This window comes from Pseudomonas sp. LRP2-20, from assembly GCF_024349685.1.
GTDB lineage: Bacteria > Pseudomonadota > Gammaproteobacteria > Pseudomonadales > Pseudomonadaceae > Aquipseudomonas.
This window is the reverse complement of sequence record NZ_AP025944.1, coordinates 142,834-165,881: the sequence shown is the minus strand read 5'-3', so window position 1 is coordinate 165,881 and position 23,048 is coordinate 142,834. Positions and strand designations below refer to the sequence as shown.

1 protein-coding gene is annotated in these 23,048 nt (G+C 63.2%); it reads left to right on the top strand.

Annotated elements, in window-relative coordinates:
* Window positions 1-416 precede the first annotated feature (416 nt).
* Entirely contained in the window at window positions 417-22,997 is a 22,581-nt protein-coding gene (locus tag OCX61_RS00675) for an immunoglobulin-like domain-containing protein (protein ID WP_261944374.1), read from the top strand.
* The last annotated feature ends 51 nt before the right edge of the window (window positions 22,998-23,048 follow it).

Genomic DNA, 23,048 nt, shown 5'->3' with positions numbered 1-23,048 from the left:
TGCACAGCGAACGGTCCAGAAAATATAGCCGCCCTTCCTGCTCCACTATTAAAGACTAACGATTGATCTCGCCCGCGCAAGTCAATGCAGCGCAGCGCCTGTACCAAGAGGCGGGCGTATATTCGCCAATGCCAAGCAGCTTGGGGCCTAGACAACGAACACACAGGTTCATCCGCTAAAAAGACATTACAACTAATACGAAAGTGAGAGTTGGCAAGCGGTTAATTAACGATATGACTTTAGATTGCCCCACATTCGCAGCGGGACAAGAGCAGTCAATATTTCGTCATTTAAAGGCAGCCCTGACATTGCATGTGCGAACTTTTTATATCCCTTGAATAAAAACACTTTCTAACCACTCCACACACCCGTCAGCGGGGCATGGAAGATACTGGTCGAGTCATCTGGAGAGCCCCATGAGCACGCTAGTCGCCATCGTCAAGAGTATTGTTGGCCAAGTCATCGCGGTATCCCCAGAAGGCATCCGCCGTGTCCTTATCGAAGGCGATCGGCTGTATGCGGGCGAGCAGGTACTGACCGGTGTAGGGGGGGCCATTACCCTGCAACTGCCCGATGGACGCTACCTGGACCTCGGTCGCGACAGTCAGTGGAGCGCCGGCACCCCTGATAGCAGCACCGATATGCGCCTGGCCACAGCACCGACGGCGCCGTCAGTGGAACAGCTGCAGCAGGCCATCCAGGCGGGCGTCGACCCGACTACGGCGCTGGAGGCGACGGCAGCAGGCCCAACGTCTTCGGGCAGCAGCAGTGGCGCCCTCGGTGGCGGGCACAGTGTCGTCATGCTCGAGGAAACCGCCGGGCGGGTCGACCCGACGGTCGGCTACCAGACCGGGCCGCTGAATTTCAGCGAGGGCCTGCGTTTCGAGCAGTTCGCCGGCGTGGACACGACCGTGGCTGCGGACACGGGGACGGCCGTGACACTGAGCGCGACGCCGTCAATCAGTGAGAACGGTGGCACCATCGTCTATGTCGCAACAGTGGGCCAGGCCCCGCTCAGCGACCTCACCGTGACCTTGTCCAATGGTGCGGTAATCGTGATTGCCGCCGGTCAGACCAGTGGCTCGGTGAATGTCGCGTTGCCTGCCAACGACACAGTGTACGTCGATGACCGTGTGCTGTCGGTGAACATCACCGGCACCACTGGTGGCGGACTCCCCGTCAGCACCGACAGTACCCCGGCCAGCACCCTCGTGGTCGATAGCATCGACACCACCACCGCCACCCTCAGCGCCAGCCCCACGGTGACCGAAGGCGGGGCGATCACCTACACCGTAACCCTGAGCAACCCAGCGCAGACCGCCGTCACGGTCAGCCTGTCCAATGGCCAGGTCATCAGCATTGCTGCGGGCCAGAGCAGCGGCAGCGTGTCATTGCAGGTGGCCAACGATGTGTACAAGGGCGCGAGCACGCTCAGTGCCAGCATCACCTCCGTGACCGGGGGTAACTTCGAACACCTGGAGGCCAACCCTGCGCCCGTACTGACCGTGATCAGCGATTCGGCCGATACCACTACAGTGACCCTGACAGCCAGCACCTCGGCCAGCGAAAACGGCACCATCGTCTACACCGCCAGCCTCTCGGCGCCGGTCACCGGCACGCCGGTGGTGGTGACCCTGGCCAACGGCCAGACCATCACCGTGGCAGTGGGCCAGAGCGTCGGCACGGTCAGCGTACCGGTGGGTAACGATGTGTATCAGGGGCAGGGACAAGTCAGTAACAGCATCAGCACGGTCAGCGGTGGCAACTTCGAAAACCTGGTCACCAACCCAGCGCCAGTCAGCACCACGATCAACGAAGTGCAGGACACCACCACGGTGACCCTGACCGCGACCCCAAGCGTGGCCGAGGGCGGCCAGATCATCTACACCGCGACCCTCAGCACCCCCGGCCAGACCGCAGTAACCGTCACCCTGAGCAACGGCCAGAGCATCACCATCGCGGCCAACCAGACATCCGGCAGCATCAGCGTGGCCGCACCGGGCGACGATCGCTATGTCGATGGCGGGTTGGTCAGCGCGCGCATCACCCAGGCCAGCGGCGGCAACTTCGAGAGCCTGGCGTTCAACAGTACGCCGGCGCTGACGACGGTCACCGACACCCTCGATACCTCGACCGTGACGCTCAGCGCTACACCTTCGGTAGCCGAAGGCGGGACCATTGTCTACACCGCCACCGTGAATGCGCCGGTCACCGGCTCACCGCTGCTCATCACCCTCGCCAACGGGCAGACCATCACCATTGCGGTCGGCCAGAGCGCCGGCACGGCCACGGGAACCGCAAGCAACGACGTGTATCAGGGGCACGCGCTGGTGACCAACAGCATCATCGGGATCAGTGGCGGCAATTATGAAAACCTGGTGGCCGACCCCGCGCCGGTCAGCACCAGCGTGACCGACGTGCTGGACAGCGTGCGGGCAACCCTGAGTGCGACAGCTTCGGTGGCCGAGGGTGGAAGCATTGTCTACACCGTGACCCTCGACGCCCCGGTGACGGGGGCTCCCGTGGTGGTCACCCTCAGCAATGGCCAGACCATCAGCATCGCCGTCGGGCAAAGCGTCGGCTCGGCCACGGCCACTGTAAGCAACGAGCCCTATCAGGGGCATGCAGCAATCAGTAACAGCATCGCCGGGATCAGCGGGGGCGACTTCGAAAACCTGGTGGCGGACCAGACACCGGTCAGTACCAGCGTGACCAATGTGCCGGACAGCCTCGCCCTGACGTTGACGGCGACCCCCGCCGTCGCAGAGGGCGGCACCATCGTCTACACCGTGACCGTGAATGCACCCGTGACTGGCGCGCCGCTGGTCGTCAGCCTCGCCAATGGCCAGACTGTCACCATCCCGGTCGGGCAAAGTTCGGGAACAGTCACTGCGGTTGTGGATAACGATGCCTACCAGGGGCATGCGCCGATCGGAAACAGCATCACCGGGTTCAGCGGGGGCAACTACGAAAATCTGCTGGCCGATCAGACGCCAGTCAGCACCACCGTCACGGACGTGCAGGACACCACGACGGTCTCGCTGTCGGCGACACCGAGCGTGGCTGAAGGCGGCCAGATCGTTTACACCGCGACCCTGACCAATGCCGCACAGTCGCCGGTGACCGTCACCCTCAGCAATGGCCAGACCATCACCATCGCCGCCAACCAGACCTCTGGCAGTATCAGCGTTGCTACGCACGGCGATAACCCCTACCTGGATGCCGGTCAGGTCAGCGCACACATTACCGATGCATCGGGCGGTAACTTCGAGAATCTGGCGGTCAACAACACGCCAGTGGTGACTGAAGTCACCGACACCGTCGATACCTCGACTGTCAGCCTCACCGCTACGCCATCGGTAGCTGAAGGCGGGACCATCGTCTACACCGCCACGCTGACAGCCCCCGTCACCGGCTCCGCAGTCGTGGTGACCCTGGCCAACGGGCAAAGTATCACCATTCCAGTCGGCCAGAGCTCCGGCACCGCCACTGCTGCCGTGTCCGACGACGTCTACCAGGGCCACCCGGCTGTCAGTAACAGCATCAGCAATGTGACGGGCGGCAACTTTGAAAACCTGGTCGCCGACAAGACCCAGGTCAATACGACTGTCACGGATGTACAGGACACGACAACCGTGACCCTGACCGCCACGCCATCGGTTGCAGAAGGCGGCACCATCCTCTACACCGCAAGCGTCGGGGTGCCCGTCACCGGTAGCCCGGTTGTGGTCAGCCTGGCGAACGGGCAGACCATCACCATCCCGGTCGGCCAGAGCTCCGGCACGGCTACCGGTGCCGTCAGCAACGATGTCTATCAGGGCAATGCGGCCGTTACCAACAGCATCAGCAATGTGTCCGGTGGCAATTACGAGAATCTGGTGGCTAACACCGCGACGGTCAGCACCACCGTCACCGACGTGCAGGACACCACCATGGTCTCGCTGTCGGCGACCCCGAGCGTGGCTGAAGGCGGCCAGATCGTTTACACCGCGACCCTGACCAATGCCGCACAGTCGCGGGTGACCGTCACCCTCAGCAATGGCCAGACCATCACCATCGCCGCCAACCAGACCTCTGGCAGCATCAGCGTTGCTACCCATGGCGACAACCCGTACCTCGACGCAGGCCAGGTCAGCGCGCATATTACCCAGGCCACAGGAGGCAACTTCGAGAACCTGGCGGTGAACAGCGCGCCAGCGGTGACCAGCGTCACCGATACCATGGACACCTCGACCGTCACCCTGACGGCCACGCCGTCCGTGGCCGAAGGCGGCACCATCGTCTACACCGCTACGGTGAATGCGCCAGTGACCGGCTCCGCCGTGGTGGTCACTCTCGCCAACGGCCAGATCATCACCATTCCCGTCGGGCAGAGCAGCGGCACCGCCACAGCGGCTGTGAGCAATGACGCCTATCAGGGCCATGCACCCGTCATCAACAGCATTAGCAGCGTGTCCGGCGGCAATTACGAAAACCTGGTAGCCAATGCCGCGACGGTCAGCACCACCGTCACCGATGTGCAAGACACCACCACCGTGACCCTGACCGCCACGCCATCGGTAACCGAAAGCGGGGTCATCACTTACACCGCAAGTGTAGGGAGCCCGGTCACTGGCAGCCCGGTCGTGATCAGTCTGGCCAACGGTCAGACCATCACTATCCCTGTTGGCCAGAGCTCGGGCACCGCTACCGAGGCTGTGAGCAACGATGTCTACCAGGGTCACGCCCCGGTCACCAACAACATCACTGCCGTCAGCGGTGGCAACTACGAAAACCTGGTCGCCGATACCGCTACGGTCAACACCACGGTCACCGATGTTCAGGACACCGCCACCATCATACTCACGGCCACGCCAATCGTGGCCGAGGGCGGGACCATCCTCTACACCGCCACCGTAGACGCGCCAGTTACCGGCAGCCCGGTCGTGGTCACACTGACCAATGGTCAGGCCATCATCATCGCGGTCGGCCAAAGCTCTGGCACCGCGACGGCTGTCGTCAGCAATGACGCCTACCAAGGCCATGCGGTCGTCACCAACAGCATCAGCAACGTTTCCGGCGGCAATTACGAGAGCCTTGTCGCCGATCAGAGCCAGGTCAGCACCAGCGTCACCGATGTGACTGACACCACCACCGTCACCCTGACCGCAACGCCGTCTGTGGCCGAGGGTGGAACCATCACCTACACGGCCAGCGTGGGTGCGCCGGTTACCGGCAGCCCGGTGGTAGTCACCCTCAGCAACGGCCAGACCATCACTATCCCCGTCGGCCAGAGCTCGGGGACTGCCACCGGCGCAGTGAGCAACGACGTCTATCAAGCTCATGCGCCAGTCACCAACAACATTACCGGCGTCAGCGGCGGCAACTATGAAAACCTGGTCGCCAATACTGCCACGGTCAGTACCACGGTGACCGATGTTCAGGACACCACCACCGTCGAGCTGACGGCCACGCCGTCCGTGGGCGAGGGTGGGACCATCCTCTACACCGCCACCGTAGACGCGCCCGTTACCGGTAGCCCGGTTGTGGTCAGTCTGGCCAATGGGCAGACCATTACCATCCCGGTCGGCGAAAGCTATGGCACCACCACGGGCGCCGTCAGCAACGACGTCTACCAGGGGCATGCGGCCGTTTCCAACAGCATCACCAGTGTCAGCGGCGGCAACTTCGAGAACCTAGTCGCCAATCAGGCCCCCGTCAGCACCAGCGTCACCGACGTGCAGGACACCACCACGGTCTCGCTGTCGGCGACCCCAAGCGTGGCCGAAGGCGGCCAGATCGTTTATACCGCCACCCTGACCAATGCCGCACAGTCGCCGGTGACCGTCACCCTGAGCAACGGCCAGACCATCACCATCGCTGCCAACCAGATTTCCGGCAGCGTCAGCGTCGCCACGCACGGCGATAACCCCTACCTCGATGCAGGCCAAGTCAGCGCGCACATTACCGATGCATCGGGCGGCAACTTTGAAAATCTGGTCGCCGACAAGACCCAGGTCAGTACCACTGTCACGGATGTACAGGACACCACAACCGTGACCCTGACGGCCACTCCGTCTGTGGCCGAAGGCGGGTCCATCGTCTACACCGCCACCGTCGGCGCGCCCGTGACCGGTAGCCCGGTTGTGGTGACCCTAACCAACGGCCAGACCATCACCATCCCGGTGGGCCAGAGCTCCGGCACGGCCACCGGCGCCGCGAGCAACGATGTCTATCAGGGCCATGCGGCCGTCACCAACAGCATCAGCAACGTCACTGGCGGCAACTACGAGAATCTGGTTGCTGACAAATCCCAGGTCAGCACCAGCGTCACTGACGTGCAGGACACCACGACGGTCTCGCTGTCGGCGACGCCGAGCGTGGCCGAAGGCGGCCAGATCGTTTACACCGCGACTCTGACCAACGCCGCGCAGTCTCCAGTGACCGTCACCCTGAGCAACGGCCAGACCATCACCATCGCTGCCAACCAGATTTCCGGCAGCGTCAGCGTCGCCTCGCACGGCGATAACCCCTACCTCGATGCCGGCCAGGTCAGCGCGCGCATCACCAACGCCACGGGGGGCAATTTTGAGAATTTGGCGGTCAACAGCACCCCAGCAGTGACCAATGTCACCGACACCGTCGATACCTCGACTGTCAGCCTCACCGCTACGCCATCGGTAGCTGAAGGCGGGACCATCGTCTACACCGCCACGCTGACAGCCCCCGTAACCGGCTCCGCAGTCGTGGTGACCCTGGCCAACGGGCAAAGCATCACCATTCCAGTCGGCCAGAGCTCCGGCACCGCCACTGCTGCCGTGTCCAACGACGTCTACCAGGGCCATGCAGCCGTTACCAACAGCATCAGCAATGTGTCCGGTGGCAATTACGAGAATCTGGTGGCTGACTCCGCGACGGTCAGCACCACCGTCACCGACGTGCAGGACACCACCATGGTCTCGCTGTCGGCGACCCCGAGCGTGGCTGAAGGCGGCCAGATCGTTTACACCGCGACTCTGACCAACGCAGCACAGTCTCCGGTGACCGTCACTCTGAGCAACGGCCAGACCATCACCATCGGCGCCAACCAGACCTCTGGCAGCATCAGCGTTGCTACCCATGGCGACAACCCGTACCTCGACGCAGGCCAGGTCAGCACGCACATTACCCAGGCCACGGGTGGCAACTTCGAGAATCTGGCGGTCAACAGCACGCCAGCGGTGACCAATGTCACCGATACCGTCGACACCTCGACTGTCAGCCTCACCGCCACGCCATCGGTAGCCGAAGGCGGGACCATCGTCTACACCGCCACGGTCACCGCACCGGTCACCGGTTCTGCCGTCGTGGTCACCTTGGCCAACGGCCAGAGCATCACTATCCCGGTGGGCCAGAGCTCCGGCACCGCCACTGCAACAGTCTCCAACGACGTCTACCAGGGCCATCCTGCGGTCAGCAACAGCATCACCAATGTGACAGGCGGCAATTATGAGACCCTGGTCGCCGACAAGTCCCAGGTCAGCACCACCGTCACCGATGTGACCGACACCACCACGGTCACCCTGACGGCCACGCCATCCGTGACCGAAGGCGGCACCATCCTCTACACCGCCACCGTCGATGCTCCGGTCACCGGTAACCCAGTGGTGGTCAGCCTGGCCAATGGGCAAACCATCATCATTGCGGTCGGCCAGAGCGCCGGCACCGCCACAGGCACAGTGAGCAATGATGTCTATCAGGGCCATGCCCCAGTCACCAACTACATCACGGCAGTCAGTGGCGGCAATTACGAAAGCCTGGTCGCCAATAATGCGACCGTCAGTACCACGGTAATCGATGTCCAGGACACCACCACCGTCACCCTTACCGCCACACCGTCCGTAACCGAAGGCGGCACGATCACCTACACGGCAACCGTCGGCGCGCCGGTCACTGGTAGCGCCGTGACAGTGACTCTGGCCAACGGCCAGAGCATCACCATCCCGGTGGGCCAGAGTTCCGGCACCGCCACCGCAACAGTCTCCAATGACGTCTACCAGGGCCATCCTGCGGTCAGCAACAGCATCAGCAATGTGTCAGGCGGCAATTATGAGAACCTGGTCGCCGACAAGTCCCAGGTCAGCACCACCGTCACCGATGTGACCGACACCACCACCGTAACGTTGACGGCCACGCCGTCCGTGGCCGAGGGTGGGACCATCCTCTACACGGCCACCGTAGGTTCACCGGTCACCGGCAGTCCAGTCGTGGTCAGTCTGGCCAATGGCCAAACCATCACCATCCCGGTCGGCCAGAGCTCGGGGACTGCCACCGGCGCCGTCAGCAACGATGCCTATCAGGGCCATGCAGCCGTTACCAACAGCATCAGCAATGTATCCGGTGGCAATTACGAGAATCTGGTGGCTGACTCCGCGACGGTCAGCACCACCGTCACCGACGTGCAGGACACCACCATGGTCTCGCTGTCGGCGACCCCGAGCGTGGCTGAAGGCGGCCAGATCGTTTACACCGCGACTCTGACCAACGCAGCACAGTCTCCGGTGACCGTCACTCTGAGCAACGGCCAGACCATCACCATCGGCGCCAACCAGACCTCTGGCAGCATCAGCGTTGCTACCCATGGCGACAACCCGTACCTCGACGCAGGCCAGGTCAGCACGCACATTACCCAGGCCACAGGAGGCAACTTCGAGAACCTGGCGGTGAACAGCGCGCCAGCGGTGACCAGCGTCACCGATACCGTCGACACCTCAACTGTCAGCCTGATCGCCACACCATCGGTAGCTGAAGGTGGGACCATCGTCTACACCGCCACAGTCACCGCACCGGTTACGGGCTCTGAGGTGGTGGTCAACTTGGCCAACGGCCAGACCATCACCATTCCAGTCGGGCAAAGCTCGGGAACCGTCACAGCTGTAGTCGCCAATGACGTCTATCAGGGAGATCCCGCGGTCAGCAACAGCATCAGCAACGTTTCCGGCGGCAATTATGAGAACCTGATCGCCGACAAGTCCCAAGTCAGCACCACCGTCACCGATGTGACCGACACGACAACCGTGACCCTGACCGCCACACCGTCCGTAGCCGAAGGCGGGACCATCCTCTACACCGCCACCGTTGGCGCTCCGGTCACCGGCAGTCCGGTGGTGGTCACGCTGACAAATGGCCAGACCATCACCATCCCGGTCGGGCAGAGCTCGGGGACCGCTACGGCTGCCGTCAGCAACGATGTGTATCAAGGCCATGCAGCCGTCACCAACAGCATCAGCAATGTCAGCGGTGGCAACTACGAGAACCTGGTCACCGACAAATCCCAGGTCAGCACCAGCGTCACCGACCTTCAGGACACCACGACGGTTTCACTGTCGGCGACACCAAGCGTGGCCGAAGGTGGCCAGATCGTTTACACCGCGACCCTGACCAACGCTGCGCAGTCTCCGGTGACCGTCACCCTGAGCAACGGCCAGACCATCACCATCGGCGCCAACCAGACCTCCGGCAGCATCAGCGTTGCCACGCATGGCGATAACCCCTACCTGGATTCCGGCCAGGTCAGCGCCAGAATCACCAACGCATCAGGCGGCAATTTCGAAAACCTGGCGGTCAACAGCACGCCAGCGGTGACCAATGTCACCGATACCGTCGACACCTCGACCGTCAGCCTGACCGCTACACCATCGGTGGCTGAAGGCGGGACCATTGTCTACACCGCGACAGTGACCGCACCGGTTACGGGCTCTGCGGTGGTAGTAACCCTGGCCAACGGCCAGAGCATCACCATTCCGGTCGGCCAGAGTTCAGGGATCGCCACGGCTGTGGTATCCAACGACGTTTATCAGGGCCATCTCGCGGTCACCAACAGCATCAATAACATCTCCGGCGGCAACTACGAGAATCTGGTTGCTGACAAATCTCAGGTCAGCACCAGCGTCACTGACGTGCAGGACACCACCACGGTCTCGCTGTCGGCAACCCCGAGCGTGGCCGAAGGTGGCGAGATCGTTTACACCGCGACTCTGAGCAACGCCGCACAATCTCCGGTGACCGTCACCCTGAGCAACGGCCAGACCATCATCATCGCCGCTAACCAGACCTCTGGCAGCGTCAGCGTTGCTACCCATGGCGATAATCCGTACCTCGACGCAGGCCAGGTCAGCGCGCACATTACCAACGCATTGGGTGGCAACTTCGAAATCCTGGCGGTCAACAGCACGCCAGCGGTGACCAATGTCACCGATACCGTCGACACCTCGACTATCAGCCTCACCGCCACGCCATCGGTAGCCGAAGGCGGGACCATCGTCTACACCGCCACGGTCACCGCACCGGTCACCGGTTCTGCCGTCGTGGTCACCCTGGCCAACGGCCAGACCATCACCATTCCGGTCGGACAGAGCTCGGGGACCGCTACGGCTGCCGTCAGCAACGATGTGTATCAAGGCCATGCAGCCGTCACCAATAGCATCAGCAATGTCAGTGGCGGCAATTACGAGAGTCTGGTCGCAGACAAGTCTCAAGTCAGCACCAGCGTCATCGACGTTCAGGACACCACCACGGTCTCACTGTCAGCAACGCCGAGCGTGGCCGAAGGTGGCCAGATCGTTTACACCGCCACCCTGACCAACGCCGCGCAATCGCCGGTGACCGTCACCCTTAGCAACGGCCAGATCATCACCATCGCCGCCAACCAGACCTCTGGCAGTATCAGCGTTGCCACGCACGGCGATAACCCCTACCTGGATGCCGGTCAGGTCAGCGCACACATTACCGATGCATCGGGCGGTAACTTCGAGAATCTGGCGGTCAACAACACGCCAGTGGTGACTGAAGTCACCGACTCCGTCGATGCCTCGACTGTCAGCCTCACCGCTACGCCATCGGTAGCTGAAGGCGGGACCATCGTCTACACCGCCACGCTGACAGCCCCCGTAACCGGCTCCGCAGTCGTGGTGACCCTGGCCAACGGGCAAAGCATCACCATTCCAGTCGGCCAGAGCTCCGGCACCGCCACTGCTGCCGTGTCCAACGACGTCTACCAGGGCCACCCGGCGGTCAGTAACAGCATCAGCAATGTGACGGGCGGCAACTTTGAAAACCTGGTCGCCGACAAGACCCAGGTCAATACGACTGTCACGGATGTACAGGACACGACAACCGTGACCCTGACCGCCACGCCATCGGTTGCAGAAGGCGGCACCATCCTCTACACCGCCACCGTGGGTGCGCCGGTCACCGGCAGCCCAGTGGTGGTCAGCCTGGCCAATGGCCAGACCATCACCATCCCGGTCGGCCAGAGCAGCGGCACGGCTACCGGTGCCGTCAGCAACGATGTCTATCAGGGCCATGCGGCCGTCACCAACAGCATCAGCAACGTCACTGGCGGCAACTACGAGAATCTGGTTGCTGACAAATCCCAGGTCAGCACTAGCGTCACCGACGTGCAGGACACCACCACGGTCTCGCTGTCGGCGACGCCAAGCGTGGCTGAAGGTGGCCAGATCGTTTACACCGCAACTCTGACCAACGCCGCGCAGTCTCCAGTGACCGTTACCCTGAGCAACGGCCAGATCATCACCATCGGCGCCAACCAGACCTCTGGCAGCGTCAACGTTGCTACCCAGGGCGATAACCCGTACCTGGATGCCGGTCAGGTCAGCGCGCGCATCACCAACGCCACGGGGGGCAACTTTGAGAATTTGGCGGTCAACAGCACGCCAGCAGTGACCAGTGTCACCGATACCATCGACACCTCGACCGTGAGCCTGACCGCCACACCATCGGTGGCCGAAGGCGGGACCATTGTCTACACCGCGACAGTGACCGCACCGGTTACGGGCTCTGCGGTGGTAGTAACCCTGGCCAACGGCCAGAGCATCACCATTCCGGTCGGGCAGAGCTCGGGGACCGCTACGGCTGCCGTCAGCAACGATGTGTATCAGGGCCATGCAGCCGTCACCAATAGCATCAGCAATGTCAGTGGTGGCAGCTACGAGAATCTGGTGGCCGACAAGTCCCAGGTCAGCACCAGCGTCACCGATGTGACCGACACCACCACGGTCACCCTGACGGCCACGCCGTCTGTGACCGAAGGCGGCACCATTCTCTACACGGCCACCGTGGGTGCGCCGGTCACCGGCAGCCCAGTGGTGGTCAGCCTGGCCAACGGGCAGACCATCACCATTGCCGTTGGCCAAAGCTCCGGTACTGCTACTGGCACAGTGAGCAACGATGTCTACCAGGGCCATGCCACGGTCACCAACAACATCACCGCCGTCAGTGGTGGCAATTACGAGAACCTGGTGGCTAGCACCACTACGGTCAGCACCAGCGTTACGGACGTGCAGGACACCACCACGGTCTCGCTGTCGGCAACCCCGAGCGTGGCCGAAGGTGGCCAGATCGTGTACACCGCCACCCTGACCAACGCCGCACAGTCGCCGGTGACCGTCACCCTGAGCAACGGCCAGACCATCACCATCGCTGCCAACCAGATTTCCGGCAGCGTCAGCGTCGCCACCCATGGCGATAACGCGTACCTCGACGCCGGCCAGGTCAGCGCACACATTACCAACGCGTCGGGCGGAAACTTCGAAAACCTGGCAGTCGACAGTTCGCCAGCGATGACCAGCGTCACCGATACCGTCGACACCACCACCGTCACCCTGACCGCCACACCGTCCGTAGCCGAAGGCGGCACCATCCTCTACACCGCCACCGTTGGCGCTCCGGTCACCGGCAGTCCGGTGGTGGTCACGCTGACCAATGGCCAGACCATCACCATCCCGGTCGGCCAGAGCTCGGGGACTGCCACCGGCGCCGCGAGCAACGATGTCTATCAGGGCCATGCGGCCGTCACCAACAGCATCAGCAATATCAGCGGTGGCAACTACGAGAACCTGGTCGCCGACAAGTCCCAGGTCAGTACCAGCGTCACGGATGTGACGGACACCACCACAGTCACCCTGACGGCCACGCCATCCGTGGCCGAAGGCGACACCATCCTCTACACCGCCACTGTGGGTGCACCGGTCACCGGCAGTCCGGTGGTGGTCACGTTGACCAATGGCCAGACTATAACCATCCCGGTCGGCCAGAGCTCCGGCACGGCCACCGGCGCCGCGAGCAACGATGTCTATCAGGGGCACGCGGCAGTTTCCAACAGCATTACAAGTATCAGCGGCGGCAACTACGAGAATCTGGTCGCTGACAAATCCCAGGTCAGCACCAGCGTCACGGACGTGCAGGACACCACCACGGTCTCGCTGTCGGCAACCCCGAGCGTGGCCGAAGGTGGCCAGATCGTTTACACCGCGACTCTGAGCAACGCCGCACAATCTCAGGTGACCGTCACCCTGAGCAACGGCCAGACCATCACCATCGGCGCCAACCAGACCTCCGGCAGCATCAGCGTTGCCACGCACGGCGATAACCCCTACCTGGATTCCGGCCAGGTCAGCGCCAGCATCACCAACGCATCAGGCGGCAATTTCGAAAACCTGGCGGTCAACAGCACGCCAGCGGTGACCAGCGTCACCGATACCATCGACACCTCGACCGTGAGCCTGACCGCTACGCCATCGGTAGCAGAAGGCGGGACCATCGTCTACACCGCGACAGTGACCGCTCCGGTTACGGGTTCTGCCGTCGTGGTCACCCTGGCCAACGGCCAAAGCATCACCATTCCGGTCGGGCAGAGCTCGGGGAGCGCAACGACGGCAGTATCCAACGACGTCTATCAGGGACATCCCGTAGTCAGCAACAGCATCAGCAATGTGTCAGGCGGCAACTATGAAAACCTGGTGGCGAACAAGGCGACAGTCAGCACCACGGTGACCGATGTCCAGGACAGCACCACCGTCACCCTGACGGCCACGCCCTCCGTGGCCGAAGGCGGGACCATCCTCTACACCGCCACCGTGGGTGCTCCGGTCACCGGTAGCCCAGTGGTGGTCAGCCTGGCCAACGGGCAGACCATCACCATCCCGATCGGCCAGAGTTCCGGCACCGCCACCGGAGTCGTGAGCAACGATGTCTACCAGGGGCACGCTCCGGTCACCAACAACATCACCGCCGTCAGCGGCGGCAACTATGAAAACCTGGTCGCCAATACCGCCACGGTCAGTACTACGGTCACCGATGTTCAGGACACCACCACAGTGACGCTGACAGCCACGCCGTCCGTGGCCGAGGGCGGGACCATCCTCTACACGGCCAGCGTCGGTGCTCCCGTCACCGGCAGCCCGGTCGTGGTAACCCTGGCCAACGGCCAGAGCATCACCATCCCGGTCGGCCAGAGCTCCGGCACGACCACCGACGCCGTCAGCAATGATGTCTATCAGGGCCATGCCTCGGTCACCAACAGCATCAGCAACGTGTCCGGTGGCAATTACGAAAACCTGGTGGCCGACAAAACGGCGGTCAGCACCAACGTCACTGACGTGCAGGACACCACCACGGTGTCGCTGTCGGCAACGCCTAGCGTGGCCGAGGGTGGCCAGATCGTTTACACCGCCACCCTGACCAATGCCGCGCAGTCTCCGGTGACCGTCACCTTGAGCAACGGCCAGACCATCACCATCGGCGCTAACCAGACCTCTGGCAGCGTCAGCGTTGCTACCCATGGCGATAATCCGTACCTCGACGCAGGCCAGGTCAGCGCGCACATTACCAACGCCACGGGGGGCAACTTTGAGAATTTGGCGGTCAACAGCACGCCAGCAGTGACCATTGTCACCGATACCGTCGACACCTCGACTGTCAGCCTCACCGCCACGCCATCGGTGGCCGAAGGCGGGACCATCGTCTACACGGCCACGGTCACCGCACCGGTTACGGGCTCTGCGGTGGTGGTCACCCTGGCCAACGGCCAGACCATCACCATTCCAGTCGGGCAAAGCTCGGGAACCGCCACCGCTGTAGTCTCCAATGATGTCTATCAGGGACACCCCGCGGTCAGCAACAGCATCAGCAACGTTTCCGGCGGCAATTACGAGAGTCTGGTCGCAGACAAGACCCAGGTCAGCACCAGCGTCACCGATGTGACTGACACCACCACCGTCACCCTGACGGCCACGCCATCCGTGTCCGAGGGCGGAACTATCACCTACACGGCCAGCGTAGGCGCGCCGGTTACTGGCAGCCCGGTCTTGGTCAGCCTGGCCAATGGGCAGACCATCACCATTGCCGTCGGCCAAAGCTCAGGCACCGCAACTAGCGCGGTGAGCAACGACGTCTATCAGGGCCATGCGGCCGTCAGCAATAGCATCAGCAATGTCAGCGGCGGCAACTACGAGAATCTGGTGGCCGACAAATCCCAGGTCAGTACTAGCGTCACGGATGTGACCGACACTACCACCGTAACGTTGACGGCCACGCCGTCCGTGACCGAAGGCGGCACCATCCTCTACACGGCTACCCTGGGAGCCCCGGTCACCGGTAGCCCGGTCGTAGTCACCCTGACCAATGGCCAGACCATCACCATCCCGGTCGGCCAGAGTTCAGGAACCGCCACCGGCGCAGTCAGCAATGATGTCTACCAGGGCCACGCGCCAGTCACCAACAGCATCAGCAACGTGTCTGGCGGTAACTACGAGAACCTGGTGGCTGACAAGACCCAGGTCAGCACCAGCGTCACCGATGTGTCGGACACCACCACCGTCTCGCTGTCGGCGACCCCGAGTGTGGCCGAAGGCGGCCAGATCGTTTACACCGCGACCCTGACCAACGCCGCACAGTCTCCGGTGACCGTCACCTTGAGCAACGGCCAGACCATCACCATCGGCGCTAACCAGACCTCTGGCAGCGTCAGCGTTGCTACCCATGGCGATAATCCGTACCTCGACGCAGGCCAGGTCAGCGCGCACATTACCAACGCCACGGGGGGCAACTTTGAGAATTTGGCGGTCAACAGCACGCCAGCAGTGACCACTGTCACCGATACCGTCGACACCTCGACTGTCAGCCTCACCGCCACGCCATCGATGGCCGAAGGCGGTACCATTGTCTACACGGCCACGGTGACCGCACCGGTTACGGGCTCTGCGGTGGTGGTCACCCTGGCCAACGGCCAGAGCATCACCATTCCGGTCGGCCAGAGTTCAGGGACCGCAACGGCCGCCGTCAGCAACGATGTGTATCAGGGCCATGCGGCCGTCACCAATAGCATCAGCAACGTCACTGGCGGCAACTACGAGAATCTGGTTGCTGACAAATCCCAGGTCAGCACCAGCGTCACTGACGTGCAGGACACCACGACGGTCTCGCTGTCGGCGACACCGAGCGTGGCCGAAGGCGGCCAGATCGTTTACACCGCGACTCTGACCAACGCCGCGCAGTCTCCAGTGACCGTCACCCTGAGCAACGGCCAGACCATCACCATCGCTGCCAACCAGATTTCCGGCAGCGTCAGCGTCGCCTCGCACGGCGATAACCCCTACCTCGATGCCGGCCAGGTCAGCGCGCGCATCACCAACGCCACGGGGGGCAATTTTGAGAATTTGGCGGTCAACAGCACCCCAGCAGTGACCAATGTCACCGATACCGTCGACACCTCGACTGTCAGCCTCACCGCTACGCCATCGGTGGCCGAAGGGGGGACCATTGTCTACACCGCGACGGTGACCGCACCGGTCACGGGCTCTGCTGTCGTTGTCACCTTGGCCAACGGCCAGACCATCACCATCCCGGTCGGCCAGAGCTCGGGGACTGCAACGGCCGCCGTCAGCAACGATGTGTATCAGGGCCATGCGGCCGTCACCAATAGCATCAGCAATGTCAGTGGCGGCAACTACGAGAATCTGGTGGCCGACAAGTCCCAAGTCAGCACCAGCGTCACCGATGTGACCGACACCACCACGGTCACCCTGACGGCCACGCCATCCGTGACCGAAGGCGGCACCATTCTCTACACGGCCACCGTGGGGGCACCGGTCACCGGCAGTCCGGTCGTGGTCACGCTGACCAATGGCCAGACCATCACTATCCCGGTCGGCCAGAGCTCCGGCACGGCCACCGGTGCCGTCAGCAACGATATCTATCAGGGCCATGCCCCGGTCACCAACAGCATCAGCAATGTGTCCGGTGGTAATTACGAAAACCTGGTGGCTGACAAGACGACGGTCAGCACCAGCGTCACCGACGTGCAGGACACCACCACGGTCTCGCTGTCGGCGACCCCGAGCGTGGCTGAAGGTGGCCAGATCGTTTACACCGCCACCCTGACCAACTTCGCGCAGTCGCCGGTGACCGTCACCCTGAGCAACGGCCAGACCATCACCATCGCCGCCAACCAGACCTCTGGCAGTATCAGCGTTGCCACGCACGGCGATAACCCCTACCTGGATGCCGGTCAGGTCAGCGCCCGCATCACCAATGCCTCTGGCGGTAACTTCGAAAACCTGGCGGTCAACAGCACGCCAGCGGTGACCAATGTCACCGATACCGTCGACACCTCGACTGTCAGCCTCACTGCTACGCCAAGCGTGGCCGAGGGCGGCACGATCACCTACACCGCTACCCTGGGAGCCCCGGTCACCGGTAGCCCTGTCGTAGTCACCCTGACCAATGGCCAGACCATCACCATCCCGGTCGGCCAGAGTTCAGGAACCGCCACCGGCGCAGTCAGCAATGATGTCTACCAGGGCCACGCGCCAGTCACCAACAGCATCAGCAACGTGTCGGGCGGCAACTACGAGAACCTGGTCGCCGACAAGTCACAGGTCAGCACCAGCGTCACCGACCTTCAGGACACCACGACGGTCTCACTGTCGGCGACGCCGAGCGTGGCCGAAGGTGGCCAGATCGTTTACACCGCGACCCTGACCAACGCCGCGCAGTCTCCGGTGACCGTCACCCTGAGCAACGGCCAGACCATCACCATCGGCGCCAACCAGACCTCCGGCAGCGTCAGCGTCGCCACGCACGGCGATAACCCCTACCTGGATGCCGGTCAGGTCAGCGCCCGCATCACCAACGCCGCGGGGGGCAACTTTGAGAATCTGGCGGTCAACAGCACCCCAGCGGTGACCAATGTCAGCGATACCATCGACACTTCGACCGTCACGCTGACCGCCACACCGTCGGTGGCCGAGGGCGGCACCATCGTTTACACCGCAACCGTCAGTGCTGCTGTGACCGGCAGCCCAGTGACGGTGACCTTGGCCAATGGCCAGACCATCACCATCCCGGTCGGCCAGATCTCAGGCACCGCAACGGGCAGCGTGACCAACGATGTCTATCAGGGGCATGCGCCGGTCACCAACAGCATCACCGCCGTCAGCGGTGGCAACTACGAAAACCTGGTGGCCAACCAGACGCCGGTCAGCACCAGCGTCACCGATGTGCAGGACACCACAACTGTCACCCTGACGGCCACGCCATCCGTGGCCGAGGGCGGCACGATCACCTACACGGCAACCGTCGGCGCGCCGGTCACTGGCAGCGCCGTGACAGTGACCCTGGCCAACGGCCAGACCATCACCATTCCAGTGGGCCAGAGCGCCGGTACCGCCACCGCCAGTGTGACCAACGACGTCTATCTGGGCCACGCTCCGGTCACCAACAGCATCACCAACGTGTCCGGCGGCAGCTACGAAAACCTGGTCGCTAACACCGCCAGCGTCAGCACCGCGGTCACCGATGTGCAGGACACCACCACCGTGACCCTGAGCGCCACGCCATCGGTGGCCGAGGGTGGCACCATCATCTACACCGCCACCGTCAGTGCTGCAGTCACCATGACCCCGGTGATCGTGACCCTGACCAATGGCCAGACCATCACCATTCCAGTCGGCCAGAGCTCCGGCAGCACCACAGCTGCCGTGACCAATGATGTGTATCAGGGCCATGCCGCCGTCACCAACGGCATCAGTAGCGTTTCCGGTGGCAGCTACGAGAACCTGGTAGCAAACAAGGCCGTGCTCAGCACCAGCGTCACCGACGTGCAGGACACCACCACCGTCACCCTGACCGCCACACCCACCGTGGCCGAAGGCGGCCAGATCGTCTACACCGCGACCCTGACCAACCCGGCACAGACCGCCGTCACCGTGACCTTGAGCAACGGCCAGACCATCAGCATCGGCGCCAACCAGTCCTCCGGCAGCGTCAGCGTGGCCGCACCCGCCGATGACGTCTACCTCGACGCGACCACGGTCAGCACCACCATCACCAACGCCACCGGCGGCAACTTCGAAAGCCTGGTGGTGAACCCGGCGCCAGCGGTCACCGCCGTGACCGATACGTTGAACACCACCATCCTCGGCATCACCGGCTCCGCCACCGTGGCCGAGGGCAACAACGCCACCTACACCCTGACCCTGAGCAATCCTCCGCAGACCGACGTGGTGGTCAAATTGAGCTACAGCGGCACCGCCACCAACGGCGTCGACTACACCGGCGTGGCCACGGTGACCATCAAGGCCAACAGCAACCAGGCAACCTTCACCCTCCCGACCATCAAGGACAACGTCACCGAAGGCACCGAGCAGTTCACCATCAAGATCGATTCGGCCACCGGCGGCAACTTCGAGGGGCTGGCGGTCAGCAGCACCGCCGGCAGCATCACCACCCAGCTGTACGAGCCGGCCCCGGTGCTGGACCTCGACGCCAACGACTCCAGCGGCAAGACCGGTGCAGATTTCCAGACCACCTTCACCGAAAACGGCAGCGGCAACTCGATCAGTGACCTGGATATCTCCATCACCGACTTCGACAGCACACAGATGGCCGGCGCCACAGTCACCCTGACCAACGCCCAGGCCGGCGATGCGCTGAACCTGGGCAGCAGCGTCAACGGCATCACCATTACCTCCAGCGTGACCGCCGGCAAGGTAGTGCTGACCCTGACAGGCAACGCCTCGCTGGCCGACTACATGCAGGCGATCAAGAACATCACCTTCGTCAACACCAGCGAAGACCCAAGCACCACACCGCGGATCATCACGGTCACGGTCACCGACGGGGTCAATGTGTCCAATACCGCGACCACCACGGTCAACGTGGTGGCGGTCAACGATGCCCCAGTGTCCACCGGGGGTGTCGTCACCGGTGTCGAGGACACCGCGCTGGTGCTGAACTGGAGCAACTTCAACGTCACCGACGTCGACAGCCCCACCTCGAGCCTGGGGGTCACCATCACCCAGCTGCCGACCCTCGGCACCCTGCAGTACAACAACGGCACCGCCTGGGTGAACGTGACGGTCAACCAGACCGTGAGCCAGGCCGATATCGCTGCCGGCAAGCTCAAGTTCGTGCCGCTGGCCAACCAGTCGGGCGTTGACGGCTATGGCGGCACTGGCGTGGGCAACAACCAGGCTGATTATGCGCAGATCAAGTTCAAACCCACTGACGGCATGACCCCGGGTACTGAGACCACGCTGAAGGTGGACATCACCCCGGTGGCCGACGCCCCGACCCTGAGCATCGGCAGCAACAACGTCAATTCGCTGGGCCTGACCAAGGAAACCTGGACGACCCTCACCGGCCTGGGCAACAACGGCAACGGCATAACCGGCGATGCGCTGAAGACGGTATTCACCAACTCGGGCACCGCCACCAAGTCCGAGACCACCACCAATGTGCAGTCCGATGCCAGCGTTGCGGCCCAAAGCGGTTCGAAGACGTCCGGCCTGGTGTACCTGGAAGCCGGCAAGACCTACACCTTCAGCGGCAGCGCCGATGACAGCCTGCTGGTGAACATTGGCGGCAAGAACGTGGTCACCGCCACCTGGGGCGCTGGCGGCACTGTGTCAGGTACCTACACGCCCACTACCAGTGGCTACTACACCCTGGAGATCTACCACGCCAACCAGGCGGGCCCTGGCAGCTATGACGTCAATATCAAGGTTGGCAGCGGCACGGTGGGCGACTTCAACAGCACCAGCATCGCGATGTACCCGAACGTCACTGCCCTGGCCAACGCCGGCGTCACGCTGTCCGACTTGCATGGCAGCAGCGGCCAGGGCTACTACGATGGCTACAAGCTCAACGAGGGGCCGGAGAACGGCAGCGTCAAGCTGGTGGGCATCAGTAGCAGCCTGACCGACACAGACGGCTCCGAGGCCCTGAGCGTCAAGCTGGGAGGCATTCCGGCGGGCTCGGTGATCAGCGACAGCGCCGGGCATAGCGCTACCGTGGGGGCCACGGCAGTCGACGTCAGCGGCTGGACCCTGAGCAGCCTGACGATCAAGACACCGTCCTATTACAGCGGCCAGTTCGATGTGAAGGTCACCTCGACGTCCACCGAGTCGGTCGGCGGCAGCTTTGCCACCACCGAGGGCACGCTCAAGGTCACGGTGTACCCGGACACCTACACCACCTCCCAATTGACCACCGCGAGCGACAACACCACCGGCACCTACGGCGACGACATCATCATCGCTGACACCGCCGGCCTGCACATGGCCGCCGGCACCAACTACAACCTCGCCTTCATCGTCGACACCTCGGGCAGCATGAGTACCACCGGCATCGAGGCAACCAAGGCATCGCTGGCCACCACGTTCCAGGCGTTGCTGGCGGATGCCAAGGCCACCGGGGTCGGCACGGTGAATGTGCTGCTGGTGGACTTCGGCACCCAGGTCAAGAGCACCGTGGCGGTCACCCTCAACGATGCCGGCCTCAAGATCCTGCTCAATGCCCTGAGCGGCATGAGCGCGGACGGCGGCACCAACTACGAGGACGCCTTCAAGACCACGGCCAACTGGTTCCAGAGCCTGAAGAACGCCGGCGTCACCGGCACCAACCAGACTTACTTCCTCACCGATGGCCAGCCGACCTACTACCAGACCGGCGAGCAGACCAACCCGGCCCTGGCCAACAGCTCGGTCAAGCTCGACACGCTGCTGAGCAACATCAGCTACAAGATGGGCGACACCCTGACCAACTACCAGCTGGACGCCAGCAACCGGGTGTCGATCGACGCCACCGGCAAGCTCACCGCCGAAACCCGCAGCTTCGACCTGCTGAGCCTGAGCTACAAGTGGAGTGCCGTGACCACCGGCCTGATCCACGCCGAAGGCAACGGCGGCTACGAGCTGTCGAAACTGGCCGGCACCGGCAGCAGCACGACCAGCGACACCCTGACCAACGCCACCTCCAGCTTTGCGCTGCTCTCGGCACTGTCGTCGGTCGAGGCCGTCGGCGTCGGCACGGGCATCAGCAGCACCGACCTGAAGCCGTTCGACAGCGACGGCGTACCGCAGGTCAACGTCGACCCGACCAAGATCACCGATGCGATCCTCGGCCACACCGACCAGACCATTGCCGGTGCCGATACGATCAACGGCGGCGATGGCCACGACATCATCTTCGGCGACCTGGTGAGCTTCGACTCGATACCCGGTAGCGGCATCGAAGCCGTGCAGGCCTTCGTCGCGACCAAGCTGGGCGTGGACGCGAGCCTGGTGGATGCCAAGGTGATGCACCAGTACATCTCCGAGCATTACACCGACTTCGACCTGTCGCGCACCAACGACGGCGCCGACACCCTGATGGGCGGGGGCGGCAACGACATCATCTTTGGCCAGGGGGGCAACGACTACATCGACGGTGGCAAGGGCAATGACATCCTGCTCGGCGGCACCGGCAACGACACCTTGCTCGGTGGCGAAGGCAACGACCTGCTGTTTGGCGGGGCTGGCAACGACACCCTGATCGGCGGCAAGGGCAACGACATCCTCAGCGGTGGCGCTGGCGCCGATACCTTCGTGTGGAAAGCCGGCGACATCGGCCAGGACGTGATCAAGGACTTCAAGCTGAGCGAAGGCGATCGCCTCGACCTGACCGACCTGCTGCAAGGTGAACGCGGCACGACCATCGACAACTACCTGAAGATCACCACCGTGGGTGGCGAATCGACCCTGCAGATCAGTACCGAGGGCAAGCTCAACGCTGCCGGCGGCCTGGCCAACGCCGATGTCAGCATCAAGCTGGAGGGAGTGGACTGGTCGCACACCTCGATCAACTCGTTGATCAGCGGCGCCGACCCGACCATCAAGATCGACAACAACAACAGCTGACGGGCAGGCGCAGCTGGGCAAAGTTGCCTATGCTGCGCCAGAGCCGACCCT